Source organism: Paraburkholderia sp. SOS3 (assembly GCF_001922345.1).
In the GTDB taxonomy this organism is placed as follows: domain Bacteria; phylum Pseudomonadota; class Gammaproteobacteria; order Burkholderiales; family Burkholderiaceae; genus Paraburkholderia.
Genome location: NZ_CP018812.1, coordinates 1,747,758 through 1,766,141, shown reverse-complemented (window position 1 = coordinate 1,766,141; position 18,384 = coordinate 1,747,758). Strand labels below are relative to the sequence as shown.

Here is an 18,384-nt window from a genome sequence, read left to right as displayed (position 1 = left end):
TGCTCGTCCCCTATTGCGCTCTATTGCGCCGGCACCGGAATCACCGCGGCAACCTTCCAGCCGGACGGGCTGCGGATCATAAATTCGTTGATCAGAAACGTCGCGGTCTTCGCGGGCTGACCCGGCGCGCCGATCGTCACTTTGGTCGGCGCATACACCTGCACCGTATCGTGGTTCAGCGCAATGACGCGCAGCGCACTCGGGTCTGGCTCGAGACTCCATGTCCCGGCGAAGGTCTGCTTGAAATGCTGCATCACGGCGTCCTTGCCCCAGAAGCGGTATGCGCGCGCCACGAACGAAACGGGATCAGGCTGCCCTGGCGCGGCAGGCGCGAACATGCCGTTCAGCGCGTCGATGTCATGCGCGGTCTCGGCGGCCGCCTGCTGGAGAAACAGCTTGCGAACTGCCTCAGTGTCGGCAGGTGTCACGTCCGCCGTTTGCGAAAAAGCCGGTCCTGCCAGCAACGAAAGCAGTACCGCAAGCGGTAGCCCGCGGCGGGCGCGCAACGATCGATTGTTCATCACTTGTCTCATGTCCCCGCAAGATTTCTATGGAGTTATGGCCAGACTGCGGGAAACTCTGGCCGTTCCAATCCGCCTCCAGGTACCAACCTTAAATCGGCACGCTTTCAGCGCCTCGCGAGTGCGAGCGATGAATGCGCTTATTGCTGGAAGATCGCGATGTTTTCTCTCAGCCAGTCAGACAAGGAACGCGGAGGCTGGCCTGTCAGTTTCTCGACGGTCGAGGTGGTTTCTGCGAGCGCCGATTCGCTGAAAAGCAGGTCCAAACCGACGAGCAGGTCGGCAACCAGCGCGGGCTGCCCATCGGCAAGCAAGGCCTCGCGATGCTCCGCCGGCGACCGATGGTGATACACAACCGGCCGGCCGAGCAGATGCGATAACTCGTCGGCTATCTGCTGCATCGTCCAGTTGCGCGGCCCGCTCAGGTGATATGCGCGCTGGGACTGGTCAGCGACGTCTTCGAGCAAGGCAACGCGTGCCGCTTCGGCAACGTCTCGCGTATCGATGAAGTTCGCACTGCCGTCGCCTGCTGCCCCGGCCCAACGGCCTGCCGCTACGAGGGCGCCTGCGCGCTTGAGCACGTCGGCGAAAGTGGCGGGCCTCAGTGCAGTCGACGCGACCGGCTGGCGGGCCAGATGGGCTTCGATCTGCATGTGCCAGGCAAACGGATTGAGCCGCGTTGCCGGCCCCATGACCGAAAGCTTGACGATGTGGCGAACACCGGCGGCTACGGCGGCGTCGATAAGCGCGATCTCGTTCTGCACCTGCCGGGCCGATGTGCCGTGTGCGACAAACAGCTTATCGACGCCGCGAAGCGCCTCCTGAAGCGTAGCGTGCCGGTCGAAGTCCACCGTCGCGGCAGCCACGTTCGACGCCCAGTGCGCTGCAGCGCTTTGCCGCGTCAGTGCAATGACATCGACGGGATCCGCGCCCAGTCGATCGATTAATGTGGCGCCGACACGGCCCGTCGCGCCTGCGACGGCGACGCGCAAGCGGCGCGATACCGGGTGAGGTGGCTGAGGTGACTGATTGAGCACGGCACTTCCCCTGATGTATGATGGAACGATCGGTACAAGAATCATGGAACAATCGTTCCAGTTTGTCAACAGGAGAATGTATGAGTGGAAAGCCGCAATATCACGAGGGCGCCGTCATCGCCGCCGCGATCGACGTCTTCTGGCGCCACGGCTATGCGACCGCTTCGATCCATGACCTCACGGAGGCGACCGGCTTGTCGCGCTCGAGCCTCTACCTGCGCTTTGGCGACAAGGACAACCTTTTCCGCGATGCGCTGGAGGTCTACACGGAGCGGGTGATCAAACGGATGACTTCGGCGCGTGCCGATTCGGCGCGCGCAAGCGTGGAGGCGATATTGCGCGATTTCTTGCCGAAACCCGGTGCGTCGCGGCGCCCGGCCGGTTGCCTGCTGTCGCGAAGCAGCGTCGAATTGATCGATCTCGCCGCTGCGGGCAAGGCAACTGCACTTGCCGGCATTGCGAGACAACGCGAAGTTTTCGCGAATCTACTGCGCGAAGCCGTAGCGACGGGCGAGCTTGGTCCCGAGAGCGATGTGGACGCGTTGGCCTGGTACTATCTCGGCGTCTTGCAGGCGGTTCTGAACTTTCCGCAGAGTGGCGCGTCGTCTGAAGTGCTCGAGCACATGATCGACATTGCGATGTCTGCCTGGCCCGAAGCGGACCAAAGCGCTTCGCGCAATCAATGAGGCGCATGCCGCATGCAATGGCAGCGCTCGCGCGAAAAGCAGTCATTCCGTTACGGCTTGGCATCTATCGGTCAGAATATATACTGAACGACAAATAATTGGAGTTCGCGATGGGAACCCGTGGAAGACCGCGTGGCTTTGACCGGGACGTGGCCCTGGCCCGCGCGATGGATGTGTTCTGGGCGAAAGGTTTCGATGGCGCGTCGATGGTCGACCTGACGTCTGCGATGGGCATTGCGTCGCCGAGTCTGTATGCGGCGTTTGGATCGAAAGAAGCGCTTTTTCGCGAGGCAGTCGCGTTGTACGTCAAAACGGATGGGGCTTCGATATGGGGAACCGTCGCGGCCGCGCAGACCGCCTATGACGCAGCAGAAGGATTTCTGATGGAGAGCGCACGGGCATTTACGCGCAAAGGCAAACCAACCGGATGCCTCGTTGTGTTGTCGGCACTCCACGCCGCGGACGACAGCGCCTCGGTCCGCGACGAGCTCATACGCAGACGAAGCGAATGCGCGAAAACGCTGGCGCGCAAACTGGCGTCCGGCGTGAAGACCGGAGAGATTGCGGCTTGCACAGATGTCAACGGGCTGGCCACGTATCTGATGACGGTACAACAAGGCATGTCGATCCAGGCTCGCGATGGAGCGAGTCGCGCCTCGCTCGCCAAAACCGGCAAGGCTGCGTTGGCAGGCTGGCCTGTATTGACGGGAAACACGGCCGCGCGCCGTTGAACGACGCAAGAGATCGCCGCACGGTCCAGGCACCACGAAACAGGACGCCTGCCCTACAGGCAAGCGACTGTGACCCCTCTGCCTGCACGATGCGGGTCGTGCCAGTTCTTCACGCGTTGATGCCGCCGTCGATGCCCAGATTTGCGCCTGTCACGAATGCCGCCTCGTCGCTCGCGACATAGGCCACCATGCCGGCGATCTCGTCGGCCGTGCTATGCCGCTGCACCGCCATCAACTCGTGCAGCTTCGCTCCGAACTCGGTGTTCTGCGGATTCATATCGGTGTCGACCGGACCCGGGTGCACGTTGTTTACGGTAATGCCTCGAGGCGCGAGGTCGCGCGCCATGCCTTGCGTCAGGCCGCGCAGCGCCGACTTGCTCATCGCGTAAGCGCTGCCGCCCGGAAACGGCATGCGCTCGGAATTGCAGCTGCCGATCGTGATGATGCGGCCGCCCTGTCCCATGTGTGGCAACACCGCCTTCACGCCGACGAATACGGCGCGGACATTGACGGCCAGTGTCTTGTCGAAATCTTCCAGCGAGAAACTGTCTACGGTGCCGAGATACAGCACACCGGCATTATTGACAAGAATGTCCACCTTGCCCATTTCCTTCGCCGCATCGTCGATTGCACGCGTGAGCGCTTCGTCGTTCGCGACATCGGCCTTGATCGCCAGCGCATTGCCTCCGTCTTTCCTGACGCTGTCGGCAAGGGCCAGCGCGCTGTCCGCCGAACTGTGATAGGTGAATGCGACCGCCGCCCCTTCCCGCGCGAGACGGCGCACCACCGCCGCGCCAATGCCCCGCGCTCCGCCCGTGACAAACGCAACCTTGCCGGAAAGACGAGATTCCATGATCAGATTCCTTTGTTTGGAGAAGAACGAAGCGGTATGGCAGACGGCTCGCCCCCAGCGCGATAAAAGGTCCGGCAAGCGCTACTGAAAAGGCCCGCCAGCCCACCAATTTCCCCGCTGTCGCCAGCGGCGCGGGCGAGGCCCTTTGTCCAGCCGATAATTGCCGCGCGATAGCAGCGCCGATACCGCGCTCGCACCGGCCACAAAAACGCGGTTTCTTTCTGACGGCAACGTGAAAAATACCTTTCTGAAACATTCGATACATATCATAGTTACGACGAGCCCTCTGTCAAGCCAAATATGTATCGATTGGCAAACAAAAGAGCAGGCATGACGACCTTGCCCCGCGGCCACGCATCCTGCATGCGTATTGGGCTGCTACAAGGACATGTATCGGAATATCGCGAGGTGGTTCACGGAACGGATCGTTCCGGAACTGTTGAGCCGCGTCTACAGAGGGGAAGTCGACTTTACCGTGATGTTCGGGCGCGAGCCAGAACGACATTCTGAACTGCGAAGTGATTGGCGAGGATACCCTCGTCGGCGTGTGTGCAACTCATCCATGCTCTCGCCAATCGCACCCGGCTCTCGCGTGCTCGCACCTGGCCGGGCATCCGATCATCGCCTTGCGATCGGCTAGCGCGGCCCGGATGCGGGCCGAGCAGCGGTTCCCCGCGATCGGTCATATGTTTCGCCCCGTGCACGAGGCGGCAAAAAACGTCAAGGCGCCGCGAACACACGCGCTGCGATGTGCTCGGCGAGCATCATCGTCGTCAGGTTGGTCGGCGCGCTCGGAATGCAGGGCATGATGGACGCGTCAACCACCATCAGCCCTCCCACGCCGTGCACGCGGCCTTCGCTGTCGACCACGCCGTCGTCGCCCATCGGCGCGGTCGACGTCGGATGTGCATAGCCGTCGAGACTAGCGAGGATCACCGGTTCGAGCTCGGCGTTCGACACCTTCGCACCTGGCGCCAGTTCCTCGGCGACTGTCGCCGAAAACGCCTGCGAGTGTCCGATGGCGCGCGCAATCTTCACGCCTTCCGCACACCGTCGTCGAGAAAGGCGATGCCGGTGTTGATACGGCGCCCCGAGATAACGTTCAGCGGGTATGGAGACACGCCTGCCTGATCGTCACCATTGAAGTCCTCGACATAGGCGAAGCCGCATTCGAGCGCGCCGTCGACGGAGGCGTTCAGCGCGGGCGTAAGTTCGTCGCGGCGGCGGTGACGCACCGGCAGCGGACCGTGGCGTCCCCGATAACGGTCGTCGCCGTCAGGCGTGATTTCGATCGACTTGAAACAAGGCAGCACGTCCTCGAACGTCCAGCTGGCGAGACCGCGCGCAGTCCACTTCGCAAAATCCGCCGGACGGGCGCGGATCGCCACGGCGGCGTTCACCGACGAGCAGCCGCCGAGCGCCTTCGCGCACGGCGCCGCGATCGTGCGGCCGCCTTCGAAGGTAATCGCCTGATAGCCCCAGTCGTGCGCGGCGTCGCCGGCGGCGTGGTCGGCATTCCAAAGCACGGCCGGGAACTCGTTCGGACGATAGGCGTTGCCGGCTTCCAGCAGCAGTACCCGGCGCGCCGGTTCGCTGCTCAAACGGTTCGCGAGCACCGCCCCTGCCGAACCGCCGCCGACGATCAGAATATCGAATCGATCGCTCATCGTGCGCACCCCGCGGCAACCTGGTCCGCGCGCGTGGCGAACGGCATGTGGAGCGCGGCATAGACCTCGCCGGCTTTGGGGATAGCGTTGCCGGCCATGATCTCGACCATCAGCGTCGCTCCCCGGTGAACAATCCGAGCTGGCGGTCGATCGGCAGCATGGCGGTGTCGTAGCGGGTCATGCGCGATTGCCTCGATGTCATTGTCGTCGTCTCCATAAGTGGCATTGATGCAGCTCAGGCGCGCCTGAATGCTAAAAACAAGGTGCGGAACCCGGACGCGGTGTGCAATGAGTTGGACGATCGTCGGGAAACTCATATGTATCGATAGAGAAGCCGCTTCGCGCCCGATACAAATCTCATACTTCATCAGGCATCAGTTTCAACACGGAATGCGACGGCCGTTCACCTGTTTTGAAATCGGAGCCTGTGTTGCAGCAGAGCATCGATGCCTTCGATGATTTCCTGCAGCGTGGGCCGACGAACTGCCTCACTTCCAATGAATCTCACCAAACAGGTACAGCAATGCTCAAGACAGATCAGGACGCCCTGCTGCGCGCAAACCTTCGCGCATTGAATCACGCCATTCGATCACGGCCCGGTCCGCACAGCACGTCCCGTTCGTTGACGACGCTGATGAAGCATGGGGGCCTGTACACAATCCTCGATAAGGACATGATGACCGCTCGCCTCAATGCGCTTGCCGCGCATACACCCGAGCATGGGTCGGCCTTGATGGCGCTGGTGCCGCATCTTCAGTCCACGGCCGAAACATTCTTTACCCGGCTTGTTCCCGACGCTCCCTATCTGATTCCGTCGAGTCTGATGTCTCATATCGTGCTGCCGCACGAAGGCACCACCTACTCACCCGATACAGAAGAAAAACGCGATCCTGCGAAGTTCGAAAGCCGCGACATCCCTGCGGTATTCACCTTCGTGGGGCAGTTCATCGACCATGACCTGACAATGAACGCGGTCAATCTCTTCGAGCCGCAGCAAGACCCGCTTCCTCCGGCAAAAGCCGGAGCGCCTGTCACCGCAAACTCCGTCGTGGACGGCGCGTCGCCTTTGATCGACCTCGACAGCGTCTATGGCACGCGCGTCAGTTCGAGCTCACCGGCGGGCGACCTGTATGAAGGAGACAAGTTCAGACTGGTTACGTCGAACGGCATGACGGACCTGCCGCGCGAGGAAGACGGCACTGCAGTCATTGGCGATAGTCGCAACGACGAGAACCAGCTGATTCTGCAGATCCATCTGCTCGTGCAACGCATGCACAACAAGTTTGTCGACGAGGGAAAGTCATTCGCCGAGGCTCGTAAAGAGACGATTTACAACTGGCAACTGATGATCCTGAAGGACCACCTGCCGAGAGTCATCGAAGCGGATACGTTGCGTTATGTCCTCGAGCAGGTGGCGCTGCCGGATTTCGGCGCGCTCAAGCACAAACCCGTCCTCGATCTGGCCACGGGGCAGCTCAAGGTGAGCATGCCGCATGAGTTCGCGATCGGTTATCGCTTCGGTCATAGCCAGCTCAAGCGCAGCTACCGCCTCAACAGCCGTCATCCGGATGGCACGGTTCTGTTCGACAACAGCCTGGTCGGCACGGGGCCGCGCGGCAACGAATTCGACGACCTTCGCGGAAGTCAGACTCTGCGTGAAAAGAACACGATCGAGTGGCCGGTATTTTATGCACGTGCAAAGCCGGTTCTGGGTAACCGGATTGACGGCAAGGTGACGTCGCGAGTATTCGACCTTCCGGAAAGCGCAATTCCCGACGACATCAAATACATCGGGAACCTGCCGCATCGCAACCTCATCCGCAGCCGGCAGGTCGGCGTTTGCTCGGGTGAAGCGCTGGCTGCGTTCTACGGCATTACACCGTTTGCGCCGGAAGCGATCGAACCGGATGCATCTGCGCGTGCGCTTTACATGCAGAACGAAGCTGTTCCGGCGGAGAGTCGCCAATTCGAAACGCCGCTGTGGTACTACTTTCTCAAGGAGGCTGAACTGACCAATGGCCCCGGCGTCAATTCGTCGAAACTGGGCCCATTGGGAAGTCGTCTGATTTCTGAAGTCATTGTCGGTGCAATTGCCTATGCGCCGCTGTCGATCATGAACGACAAAACGTGGACCACCACGATACCCGGCGATCCGGCAGACCATTTGAAAAACATTATTCGCTGGGTAAACGACTTGCCTGCGTTCTGACACGCCGGCGATAGCCCGGCATCGCACGGCGTCGCATCGATATTTCGCCGTGCGGTGCAGGCAGGCACTTTCTGATCGCGCGCGGTCCGTCGACGGCCGCGGTCAAGAGTGCGAACTAGCCTGGCGTTCCGATAGCCATGTGCCCGGCGAACCAGCTCTTGAGCGATTGCACGGCTTGTTGCGGTTCGCTGGTGTCGGGATGGACCAGATAGTAGCCACGCGCCAGTGGCAGCGCCTTGTCGAACGGATCGACGAGTTCTCCCCGTGCAAGCTCCGCTTCCACCAACAGCGGACTTGTCAGCACGACGCCCTGAGCAGATACCGCTGCTCCGATTGCCATCAATGACTGGTCGAACTGCAGGCCGGCAATAGCCTCTATCTGAGATTCGTCGAGTTCAGTGAAACGCTCGAGCCACGACTTCCAGTACGGATGCAACGTGTTGTGCAGCAGTGTGGCCGACCGCAAATCGTCGGGCCGCCTCAACTTGCGTTTCTTCGCATATGCAGGGTGGCAGTACACACGAGCTTCGTCGCGGCAAAGCAGTTCTACGGAGAGATGCGGGGCGTTACCGTCGAAGTGTCTGACGGCCAGGTCGACTCCATCCAGCTCGAAATCAACCATCGTTGTGGTCGTGCTCAGACTCAGTGACATTCCCGGGTTCGCTTGCAGAAAATCCGCCATGCGCGGCCCAAACCACTTCGCGGCAAAGCTCGGCGGCATGGATAGCCGGACACCTTTCTTGCGGCGCTCACGAAGACGATGGCTCGCGCTAACGATTTCCGCAAGAGCAGGCCGAATCTGCGCAAAGTACGCTCGACCTTCCGAAGTGGGCGTCACCTGCCGAATCTGCCGAACGAACAGCGTCACGCCGAGCCACGCTTCGAGTTTCTGGATTTGTTGACCGATCGCGCCGGGGGTCACGCGCAACTCGTCGGCGGCGAGCGTAAAGCTGCCCCGCCGCATCGCGGCCTCGAACGCGGGAAGTGCCTTCAGTGGAGGATAGCGTCGCATGGTGCAGATTTTCTATTCCATCGTAAAGATTAAATGGTTTGTAGCGCATCGGCGCCGCGAAGACAATCAAGACCTCATCATCCGCTCGCGCCATTTTGCCGTTATGAACCCCGCTTATCTCGCCTTCGCAGCGCTCGGCCTCGTCTGGGGCACGAATTTCCTGTTCATGAAGTGGGCAAGCGTTGAGATCTCCGCCAGCCAGATCGTGTTTCTTCGCGTGCTCTTCGGCTTCATGCCGCTGCTCGCGGTCGCGCTCTTCACGCGGGCGCTCAGATGGAGACACCTGCGCCACGCACACCATTTCATCGTGATGTCGCTGCTTGCCACCGTGATCTATTACTACGCGTTCGCCAAAGGAACTGCACTCTTGCCATCGAGTGTCGCGGGAATGTTGAGCGGCGCAATCCCGCTCTTCTCGTTTCTGTGCGCGTGGGCTTTGCTGCGCGAGGAGCGCCTGAATGTACGCATGATCGGCGGCATCGTCCTTGGGTTCGTAGGCGTGTTGATGATCGCCCGGCCGTGGAATGCGCACGGCGGCGGCATCGATCCGCGAGGCGTCGGTTACATGATCGCCGGCTCGCTGAGCGTTGGATGCTCGTTCGTTTACGCGCGGCGGTTCCTGTCGAACCTCGACCTTTCGCCGCTCGTTCTCTCCACCTGGCAGATCGGCTTCGCTCTTGTCATCATCAGCTGCATCACGGACTTTCGCGGCATGATGCACGTCACCGACTATACGCGCGCGGTTTTGGGACTCGTGCTGGGGCTTGGTCTGACGGGCACCGGCCTCGCGTATATCCTTTACTACGCGATCGTGGCCCGGCTTGGTGCAGTCGCCGCTTCGAGCGTGACCTACGTTCCGCCTGTCATCGCACTACTCATGGGATCGCTGATCGCCCATGAGTCGGTTCGGGGCATCGAGCTGATAGCGATGGCGGCAATACTGGGTGGAGTTTTTCTTCTGCAAACCGGAAGGGAGTTCAACGCGTCGACGCCCGGTGCAAGGAAGGCGACGCAGGCGACGAGGCGAGCATAACGGCTCACCGACCCGGTTGCGCTGCTTTGCACCGGTCAGGACACGAGCGGCAAACGCGCTACGCGCGCCTTCCTGACAGCGCTTGCGGCATCGCCTGCTGTTGTATTGCCTGCGCCACCTGAGGAGGCACTACCGCGCCCTCCTGCTCGTTTGGCGCGAACGCCACGACGATCGGCGTCGGCGTCTGCGGCTGCTGCCACAGCATCTCGAGCGTACGGCGCAGCCGCGCCGCGGTCACGGGCTTGTGCAGTACCGGAATGCCATCGCGCGCAAGCGCCTGCAGTTCGGCGGACGCCATATCGCCGGTAATCAGCAGCGTGACGACCTGATCGCGGCCACGCTGGCGCAATGCGTCGCGCACGGCGGCCAGCGCCTGCGCGCCGCTCAGGTGGTTCGCGAGCTGGTAGTCGCACAGCACCGCGTCGGGCATGAAGCCCTCATCGATTGCACGCAACGCCTGCCCCTCGTCGCGCGCGCCGCGTACGATGCAGCCCCAACGCCCAAGCAGACTCGACAGCCCTTCGAGAATCGCCGGTTCGTCGTCGATGCACAGCACATGCCGGCCGAGCGCCGCCGACGCCCCGCTCGCCGTTTCGTCGAGCCCCGCGACGATGCGCGCCGGGTCGCCCGCATCGACGCTAAAGCGGAACACCGAACCGCGCCCCGGCCGCGAGCGCAGTTGCAGCTCGCCGCCGAGCAGTTCGACGAGGCGTCTGACGGTCGGCAAGCCGAGACCGTGCCCTTGCCGCGCGTCGCGCTGCGGATTGGCCACCTGGTAGAACTCCTCGAAAATGCGTTCCTGTTCATCGGGCGGGACGCCGATGCCGGAATCGCGCACCTCGATATAGCCGCCCGCAAGGCAGCCCGAGCGCCTGAAGCCCATCCAGATCGCACCGCTTTCCGTATAGCGCACCGCGTTCGACAGCAAATTGCTGAGAATCCGCTCGAGCAGCACAGGGTCGCCGTGCACGACGGCCGAGGTTGGCGCGATACGCAGCGCGAGCCCCTTCGCCGCGGCCTGCGGCCAGTACTGGTTGCCGACGCGGTCGAACAGTTCGGAGAGCCTGAAATGCAGCTTGATCACCTGCGTCACGCCGCTTTCGAGCCGCGCAAGGTCGAGCACCTGGTTGAACAGTTGATTGAGCGCCTCGACGTTGTTGACGATATGGTCAGCGGTCTTCGTGTGTTGCTCACGGTTGGCCGCCGGGTCGTTCAGCGACGCCGCCAGCAGACCGATTGCGTGCAGCGGCTGGCGCAAGTCGTGGCTGGCGGCCGCAAAGAACCGCGACTTCGCGAGGCTCGCCTCTTCGGCAACGAGCTTCTGCTCGGCCAGCGATTCGGCCAGCGTCTGTTGATCGACGCGCGCCTGCACGACGCGCTGGAACAGCTTGCGATAGCTCAGCGCATAGACGTTGATCGCGCAGAAGAAGAACGCGAGGACGATCGCCAGAATGGTGCGGTCGAACGTGTGGACGCCGAAGTGCAGCACGATCGACGGCAGCAGCAGGAATGCGATCGACGTCGAGAAATTGACGACGTCGAAGCCGTTCGACATAAACACGCCTGCGGCCAGCGTGACGATCAGTACGGTGTGCAGCAGCGGCAGGTTCGTATGCGTGCTTTGAAACGCAAACCAGATCGCAAGTCCCGGCGCCGCATACAGCAGCGCGTTGCGCACCGCATGCAGATAGATCCACGCGCGCGCCCGCAGTGCGTCGGGCCAGCGCCGATGGCACATCCATAGCGCGAGACCCGCGCAGTTCGCGAGCGCGTAGAAGATAAAACACGCGGCGAAGCGCTGCGGATACGGCATATCGGCCCAGTACAGCGCGACCAGCATCACAATCGAGAACCAGTGCGAGAAAAAGGCAATCGGGTCCTGCGCGTAAAGCACGCGGACGAGGTCTTCGTCGATGGCACGCTGGATCGGATCGGCCCGCATCGTGCGGTCTCCTTGAGGTAAAGCAGGCGCGCTTGCAAGGGCGAACGGCTGCGTTACTTCGTGGTCGTTTTTCGTGTACGCAGAGTCTACCGCTGCAATATTCCAGTCGGGTGTCGGGTTGCGCAGCGGATGACGCACCGCACAAGCGCTTACGCCTGCACGCGTACCTGGTTTACCCATCGGTTTACCCTCCAGCTATCACTTAATCCATATAGGCGATGCGCCGCGCGAAAACCATACTGCATACCAATTCCAGCGCGGCATGCGGTCTTCCGAAGCACGCGAAGACCGGCTCAGCAGCTTGCCCCCAAGGCCCCGGCGGACTTCCCGCCTCCACCGCGCTTCTTTGCCCTTCAACCGACGGAGGCTTCCATGAGCGCGGTATCGAGTCACGAATTCGCACGCACGTTCGACGATGCAATCCTTCCCGAACTGTGGCGGCGCCGCACGCAACTGTCGGACGACGAAATGGTCTCGATGTACGACCTCGTGAAGCGCGCGCTGCGCAGCTATCATCCGCTCGAACTGCATGCGCTCGGCGAGGACAAGGAAGAACTCGTGCATCAGTTCATCTATTCGAAGGTGCTGCGTCTCGCGCCCGGCCATATGGAGTCGCATGCGTGCCCGGAAAGCGCGCCGTCCAACAGCTATGCGATCTGCGCGTACTTCCGCCGTTATCTGATCGACTGTCTGCGCAGCGCGAGTCATCAGCGCAACGTATCGATGGAAAGCGAAGGCATGGCGCAGGAAATCGATCTGCGCGCACACGCGCTCGACGATCCGATCGGCAGCGTGCTGCTGCAACACGGTCTCGACGAGCAGCGCGTGCGCACCGCCGCACGCGCGTTTATCGCGAGTCTCGACGAACCCGAGCGCATCGTGCTCGCCGGCAGCCTCGGCTGGTGCTCCGAATGCAAGGGCGGCCTGTCGGCCGTGGCGACGCGGCATCGCGTGCCGTCGTATCACTATCGCGCCGTCAAGCTCGGCGTCACCATGAAAAAGACGGCCGACGCCATCGACTTTTCCAACACGAAGATCGGCCGGTGGCTCACCGGCGAGCTCGGCATCGAAATCGGCATCGAAAACCGCGCGGCGATCCTTGTCGTGCTCAACCTGCTCGCCGTCGAATCGAGCATCGAAGGCGAACCGTTTGAAGCGGCCGCGTAACAGGCGGCCGCGTAGCACGCCAAAGCATTGGCCACGGCAATCGTCGAAGTGCGCCCTGGCACCGTCCGCATTTGCATTCGTATCTCACGAACTCCTTTGCATTTTCTGTCACGCAGTCCAGGATGATCGGGTTGCATGCCTCATTGCAGATCGGCTGCGAGCGCGCGAGCCGTCCTCGTCGTCAGGGTCTCCCCCGCCCTGCACATCGAATCTAAAGAGGTGGTCGAAATGAACCGCTTGTCCAGCGCCCTCGAGGCGATGAAGCCGCATTACGAGGTAGTCGTGGTGGGGTCCGGCTACGGTGGTGCGATCGCGGCGAGCCGCATGGCGCGCGCGAAACGCGACGTATGTCTGCTTGAACGGGGCCGCGAGTTCATGGCTGGCGAATACCCGAAAACGCCGGTCGAAGGGCTTACGCAGGTGCAGTACAACACGGGCATTGGCCAGGAAGGCTCGCCGCTCGCGCTGCTCGAAGTGCACGTGAATCCCGACGTCAACGTGGTGGTCGGCTGCGGTCTCGGCGGTACGTCGCTGATCAACGCCAACGTCGCGCTGCAGCCCGACGAGCGCCTCTGGGACGATCCGCACTGGCCCGCCGCCATCCGCGCCGACAAACCCGGCCGCGATAAAGGCTATGCGCTTGCCAGCGCGATGCTGCAGCCGTCAAAGGTGCCCGACGATTTTACGCACGACTCGAAGCCGCTGCCCAAGCTCGCGGCGCTCGAGTTGTCCGCGCAAAAGCTCGGCATGGGAGACCGCTTCTACCGCCCGCCCATTACCGTCACGTTCAGGGACGGCAAGAACGCCGCGGGCGTCGATCAATGCCGCTGTGTCGGCTGCGGCGACTGCAATTCGGGTTGCAACTACGACGCGAAGAATTCGACGCATATGAACTATCTGCCTGATGCCGTCGCGCACGGCGCGCAGATTTTCACGGGCGTCGACGTCCACTCCGTGCTGCGCGATCAGGCCCGGCAGAAATGGATCGTCCGCTATCAGCCGGTCGCGCTCGGCCGCGATCTGTACGGAGCGCCCGAGATGTCGATCACGGCCGATATCGTGATCCTGTCGGCCGGCACGCTCGGCTCGACCGCGATTTTGCTGCGCTCGAACGAAGCGGGTCTGCCCGTGTCGACGCAACTCGGTCACCGCTTTACCGGCAACGGCGATGTGCTCGCGTTCGCGTTCAATACGGACCACGACATCAACGGTGTCGGCTGGGGCGCGCAATGGCGCGGCGATCTGCCGCGCGTCGGGCCGACCATCGCCGGCATCATCGATCATCGGAACACGCCCGATGTGCGCGACGGTTTCGTGATCGAGGAAGGGTCGCTCGCGTCGCCGATCGGCGGCTTCCTCGCCGGCGTACTCGGCGCCGCCGCGCCGGTCGAAGGCGTGTCGATGCCGGACCCGGAAGGCGATCCGCCGCTCGCGGACGAAGCGCGCGTGATCGAAAGCATGCTGCGCGGGCCGCACTACGGCGCGATGCGCAACACGCAGACCTTCCTCGTGATGGCGCACGACGACGAAAGCGGCCGCATCACCGTCGACGACGATGGCCGTCCGCGCGTCGCCTGGCCGAACGCCGGCAAGCAGCCGATTTACGACGTCGTCGAGCACACGCTCGAAGCGGCAACGAGCGCGCTCGGCGGCGAATATGTGCGCAATCCGATCTCATCGGACATGTTCCGCAACCGCACGGTGACCGTGCATCCGCTCGGCGGCTGCGCGATGGCCGACGACGCGCAACAGGGCGTCGTCGACGAAGCCGGACGCGTGTTTTCCGGCATCGCGGGCCGTGCGGTGCATCCGGGCCTCTATGTGATGGACGGCGCCGTGATCCCGATCTCGCTCGGCGTGAACCCGCTGCTGACGATTTCCGCGCTCGCCGAGCGCAACTGCGCGCAGCTCGCCGCCGCACGCGGCTGGCAGATCGACTACGCGGCCGTCGGCACTGCCGCTACGCCGCCGCAGCCGAAAATCGGCCTGCGCTTCACCGAGACGATGAAAGGCACCTATGTGCCGAGCGGCGCGACCTCGGACCAGGGCGTGCCGATGAGCTTCACGGCAACCGTCGAATCGGCCGATCTTGCCGACATGCTCGCCAATCCGCAGCACACGGCCGCGATGATCGGCACGCTCACTTGCGCGGCGCTGTCGCCCGAACCGCTGCAGATCTCGAACGGCCGCTTCAATCTGTTCGTCGTCGACCCGGAGCATGTCGAGCGCCGCAACATGAACTACCGGATGACGCTCGACGCGACCGATGGCAAGACGGTCTTCCTGTTCGGACAGAAAATCATCACCCGTTCGTCGCTGCTGAATCTGTGGGAGCAGACCAACACGCTTTATCTCGAAGTGCGCGCGTCCGAAGCAGCGGACGCCGCCGTCCTTGGCCACGCGACGCTGATCATCACGCCCGAGAATTTCCTCAAGCAGCAGCGCACGATCGAAGTGACGAATGCGCCCGATCTCGCCACGCGGCTCAAATGGACGCGGAAATTCGGCGAGTTTTTTGCGGGCGTGCTGTTCACCGAATATGGCGGCGTCGCCGCGCCGCTGCAATTCGCCGACGACGATGTCACGCCGCGCGTGCGTCGCGCGCTGCGCACGCCGGCACCGCAGGTCAGCTACTTCAACACCCCCACGCCCGATAACAAAACCCTGCGGCTCACGCGTTATCACGGCGGCACGAAGGGTCCGGTGCTGCTCGTGCACGGCTCCGGCGTATCGAGCCGCATTTTTTCGACCGATCTGATCGAAACGAACCTCGTCGAATTCCTGTGCGCGGCGGGCTTCGATGTCTGGCTCGTCGATCTGCGCGTGAGCATCGAATTGCCGAGTGCGACGGAGCCGACCACGGCCGATGCAATCGCGCGCTACGACCTTCCGGCCGCCGTCGCGAAGGTGCGCGAACTGAGCGGCGCGCAAGACATTCAGGTGGTCGCGCACTGCCTCGGCGCGGTCGTCACGACGATGGCGCTGCTATCGGGCCTGCATGGCGTGCGCTCGGTCGTGCTGTCGCAGGTTTCCGCGCATCTGGTGCCGGGACTGTTGCAACGCGTCAAGGCAGGACTGCATACGCCGCAGATTCTGCGCTTTCTCGGCGTCGACGATCTGACCGCGTACACGCGTCACGAAAAGTGGCCGCACAATCTGCTCGACGAGGCGCTGCGCTTCTTCCCGAACGAAGACGACGAAGCATGCAACAGCGCGGTCTGCCATCGCGCGACATTCCTCTATGGACTCGTCTACGAGCATGCGCAATTGAACGAGCCGCTGCATGCGAACCTCGACGAACTGTTCGGCGTCCACGATATCGAGCTTTTCATGCAGCTCGCACGCATCGTGCGCGAAGGCCATATTGTCGATGCGCAAGGCGAAGACGTCTATCTAAGGAATCTCGAGGGAATGAAGCTGCCGATCGCGTTTATCCACGGCGCTGAAAATCGCTGCTATTTACCGGTCAGCACCGAAATGACCTTCGATATGCTGGTGGAGCGATTCGGGCCGGACAATTACGAGCGGCATCTGTTCGACGGGTATGGGCATATCGACTGCATCTTCGGCAAGAATGCGTCGATCGATGTGTATCCGACGATTGCACGGCATCTGAATGCGCATTGAGCGCGCCGGAGCGCTTCAAAGCGAGGCTTTGAAGCCAGGCTTCGATACCAGGCTTTGATACCGGGCTTTGAAGCGAGGTACCAAAGCCGGCTCGCACGCAGGACGTGCAACGCGGAAATCTAAAGCGCGCCAGCAAGGTGAAAGCGCGACGCCGGATGCCACAACTGCACCGACGTCGCAATCTCGGCGCCGACCCATGTGCGACGCCACAGCATCAGGCAGGGCTCGCCCATCTCCATCTGCAGGTGACGGCGCACCTGCGCCTCGGGCTTTTGCGCGTGAATCTCGAACTCGGCGCGCTGGATCGGCACGACGCGCACCATATACTGGTTCGGCGTTTCGACCGTGAAGTCCTGCTCGAGATACTGGGGAAAAAGGCGCGGGTTCACGAAGCGGTCTTCGTACTGGATCGGCGCGCCCTCTTCGCAATGCACGATGCGCGAGTGGAACACGGGCCCCTCGTCAAGCCCGAGCGCATCGAGCGCGCTTTGCGCAGCGCTTGCTTCGAGCATCAGCACATGCGCCGAATGCCGATGGCCGCGTGCGGCGATTTCATCGGCGATATTACGAACCGCATGCACCGTCGATTCATAGCGTGGCGGCGCCACATAGGTGCCCGCGCCCTGCACGCGCGTCAGTACACGTTCGTTCGTCAGTTCGCGCAGCGCGCGCGAAACCGTCATGCGCGCAACGCCGAATTGCTTGACGAGTTCCGTCTCCGAAGGAATTGGCGCGCCGGGTGTCCACGCGCCCTCGGCAATGCGCGCCAGCACGTAGCGCTTGATCTGCTCATAGGCGGGCATCGTCTGCGCCAGCAGCGGGTTAGCGTGCGCCGCGCGTGCGCAAACGGCTTCGGCCTGACTGTTCATGTTCATTTTGTTTCGACCTCGTGGGTTTGATGCGCCTCTCGCTTTCGTCAATCCGGTGGGTAAACCGGACGGCCGGCAGTTCGGCCGCGACGTTGGATCGAACCTCGCCGCCGGTCGGCGGCGCGCCCTGATCGCGCATTTCGCGCAGCATTATCCACGATTTGCCGCGCGGTCAATTTTCGCGCTGCGCAATATGAACGATTCGTGACGCAGGCGCCACGGCGCGGCACCCGCCGGATTGACTGCCGCGACGCCTTGTCGGCCGAGCGCGTCCTTCTCGCGTCACCAGACATGCGGCACGAGCCGGTAGCGCACGCGCGCCGCATAGTCGGCGTAGCCTTCTAGCCCGTCGATCAGCGTGCGTTCCTCGAGCACCGCGCGGTAGCCGAGACCGCCGATCATCAACGGCACGCACGCGAGGCCCCACCACGAGCCGAGCATCAGCGGCGTGCCGGCAAGGTACAGGCTCGCGGCGGTGTACATCGGATGGCGCACGAACGCATACGGTCCGCTATCGCTGACCTTGTGGCCCCGCTCGGTTTGTATCTTCACGACCGGCGCTGCATAGCTGTTCGCACGGAACACGGACCGCGTCGCGACGATACAGACGCAAACGGCAGCCGCCCCGCACACGTTGAGCCAGAGCGGCATGTCCAATCGATGCACGCGCCCGCCATCGATGCCGATCAACACGAGCCAGCCGAACCACCCGATGCCCGCGCACAGCATGAAAAGTTTGTCCCAGCGGCTTTGCGCCGGCTGCATGAACATGCTCATGCGTTCGGCAAGCAAGGCCGGATCGTGCCGCGCAAGCCATACGCCGAGCCACAGACCGAGCACGCCGACTTCGACGAGATAGAACCATGCAAACGGCCATGCGAGCGTGCCCGCGGACGCGAACAGCACCGCGCCCATGACGAGGAGCCAGACGATGGTTTGAATAAACAGCCGCGCAATCATGGCGTGAGCCCTGTCGGTGCGGATCCTTTGAAGCGCAAGAATACGGATGATGTCGCGCGCGCTCGTTAGC

Annotated in this window: 15 protein-coding genes and 1 pseudogene; 7 read left to right on the top strand and 9 right to left on the bottom strand. The window is 62.6% G+C overall.

Annotated elements, in window-relative coordinates; all coding sequences use genetic code 11:
* Nucleotides 1-20: 20 nt before the first annotated feature.
* Both BTO02_RS27910 and BTO02_RS27905 read right to left on the bottom strand, forming a co-directional pair.
* The gene (locus tag BTO02_RS27910; RefSeq protein ID WP_075160329.1) at nt 21-521 is read right to left on the bottom strand and encodes a YybH family protein; all 501 of its coding nucleotides are present in this window, start codon (nt 519-521) and stop codon (nt 21-23) included.
* A gap of 140 nt (nt 522-661) precedes the next feature.
* Nucleotides 662-1,558, bottom strand: coding sequence for an NmrA family NAD(P)-binding protein (locus BTO02_RS27905; protein ID WP_075160328.1), 897 nt, complete (start codon nt 1,556-1,558; stop codon nt 662-664).
* An 80-nt stretch (nt 1,559-1,638) separates the two neighbouring features.
* Here BTO02_RS27905 and BTO02_RS27900 point away from each other — a divergent pair, with 80 nt between their 5' ends.
* Nucleotides 1,639-2,244 carry a TetR/AcrR family transcriptional regulator gene (locus tag BTO02_RS27900; protein ID WP_075160327.1) on the top strand — a complete coding sequence of 202 codons (606 nt, stop codon included), beginning with the start codon at nt 1,639-1,641 and terminating at the stop codon, nt 2,242-2,244.
* 110 nt (nt 2,245-2,354) lie between these two features.
* Entirely contained in the window at nt 2,355-2,975 is a 621-nt protein-coding gene (locus BTO02_RS27895) for a TetR/AcrR family transcriptional regulator (protein WP_075161453.1), read from the top strand.
* 109 nt (nt 2,976-3,084) lie between these two features.
* Here BTO02_RS27895 and BTO02_RS27890 read toward each other — a convergent pair whose 3' ends face one another.
* The 3 genes and pseudogenes from BTO02_RS27890 to BTO02_RS35280 all read right to left on the bottom strand — a co-directional run bounded on the left by BTO02_RS27890 (nt 3,085) and on the right by BTO02_RS35280 (nt 5,863).
* Nucleotides 3,085-3,828 carry an SDR family oxidoreductase gene (locus BTO02_RS27890; RefSeq protein WP_075160326.1) on the bottom strand — a complete coding sequence of 248 codons (744 nt, stop codon included), beginning with the start codon at nt 3,826-3,828 and terminating at the stop codon, nt 3,085-3,087.
* Between the two features lie 720 nt (nt 3,829-4,548).
* Nucleotides 4,549-5,495, bottom strand: a pseudogene (locus tag BTO02_RS35685) (GMC family oxidoreductase N-terminal domain-containing protein).
* Nucleotides 5,492-5,863, bottom strand: a complete 372-nt coding sequence (locus tag BTO02_RS35280; protein WP_232243564.1) for a hypothetical protein — start codon at nt 5,861-5,863, stop codon at nt 5,492-5,494. The pseudogene BTO02_RS35685 and the gene BTO02_RS35280 overlap by 4 nt, the downstream one beginning before the upstream one ends.
* 62 nt (nt 5,864-5,925) lie before the next feature.
* On the opposite strand from BTO02_RS35280, the gene BTO02_RS27875 reads away from it, so the two are divergent.
* The gene (locus tag BTO02_RS27875; RefSeq protein ID WP_156884003.1) at nt 5,926-7,704 is read left to right on the top strand and encodes a peroxidase family protein; all 1,779 of its coding nucleotides are present in this window, start codon (nt 5,926-5,928) and stop codon (nt 7,702-7,704) included.
* Nucleotides 7,705-7,819: 115 nt separating this feature from the next.
* Here the strand turns inward: BTO02_RS27875 and BTO02_RS27870 are convergent, their stop codons facing one another.
* Complete coding sequence (locus BTO02_RS27870; protein ID WP_075160323.1) at nt 7,820-8,716, bottom strand: LysR substrate-binding domain-containing protein; 897 nt, start codon at nt 8,714-8,716, stop codon at nt 7,820-7,822.
* A 103-nt stretch (nt 8,717-8,819) separates the two neighbouring features.
* Here BTO02_RS27870 and BTO02_RS27865 point away from each other — a divergent pair, with 103 nt between their 5' ends.
* Nucleotides 8,820-9,749 carry a DMT family transporter gene (locus tag BTO02_RS27865; protein WP_075161452.1) on the top strand — a complete coding sequence of 310 codons (930 nt, stop codon included), beginning with the start codon at nt 8,820-8,822 and terminating at the stop codon, nt 9,747-9,749.
* 58 nt (nt 9,750-9,807) lie between these two features.
* Here BTO02_RS27865 and BTO02_RS27860 read toward each other — a convergent pair whose 3' ends face one another.
* The gene (locus tag BTO02_RS27860; protein ID WP_083615415.1) at nt 9,808-11,691 is read right to left on the bottom strand and encodes an ATP-binding response regulator; all 1,884 of its coding nucleotides are present in this window, start codon (nt 11,689-11,691) and stop codon (nt 9,808-9,810) included.
* Between the two features lie 372 nt (nt 11,692-12,063).
* Here BTO02_RS27860 and BTO02_RS27855 point away from each other — a divergent pair, with 372 nt between their 5' ends.
* On the top strand, nt 12,064-12,858 hold the full coding sequence (locus BTO02_RS27855) for a hypothetical protein (protein ID WP_075160322.1): 795 nt from the start codon (nt 12,064-12,066) through the stop codon (nt 12,856-12,858).
* 228 nt (nt 12,859-13,086) lie between these two features.
* Nucleotides 13,087-16,485, top strand: a complete 3,399-nt coding sequence (locus BTO02_RS27850; protein ID WP_075161451.1) for an alpha/beta fold hydrolase — start codon at nt 13,087-13,089, stop codon at nt 16,483-16,485.
* Nucleotides 16,486-16,604: 119 nt separating this feature from the next.
* Here BTO02_RS27850 and hutC read toward each other — a convergent pair whose 3' ends face one another.
* A complete protein-coding gene (hutC, locus tag BTO02_RS27845; RefSeq protein ID WP_442953509.1) occupies nt 16,605-17,354 on the bottom strand; it encodes a histidine utilization repressor in 750 nt (249 codons plus the stop codon).
* Here hutC and BTO02_RS34515 point away from each other — a divergent pair.
* On the top strand, nt 17,353-17,562 hold the full coding sequence (locus BTO02_RS34515; RefSeq protein WP_156884002.1) for a hypothetical protein: 210 nt from the start codon (nt 17,353-17,355) through the stop codon (nt 17,560-17,562). The genes hutC and BTO02_RS34515 overlap by 2 nt on opposite strands.
* A 74-nt stretch (nt 17,563-17,636) precedes the next feature.
* Here BTO02_RS34515 and BTO02_RS27840 read toward each other — a convergent pair whose 3' ends face one another.
* Nucleotides 17,637-18,314 carry a methyltransferase family protein gene (locus BTO02_RS27840; protein WP_075160320.1) on the bottom strand — a complete coding sequence of 226 codons (678 nt, stop codon included), beginning with the start codon at nt 18,312-18,314 and terminating at the stop codon, nt 17,637-17,639.
* Nucleotides 18,315-18,384: the final 70 nt, after the last annotated feature.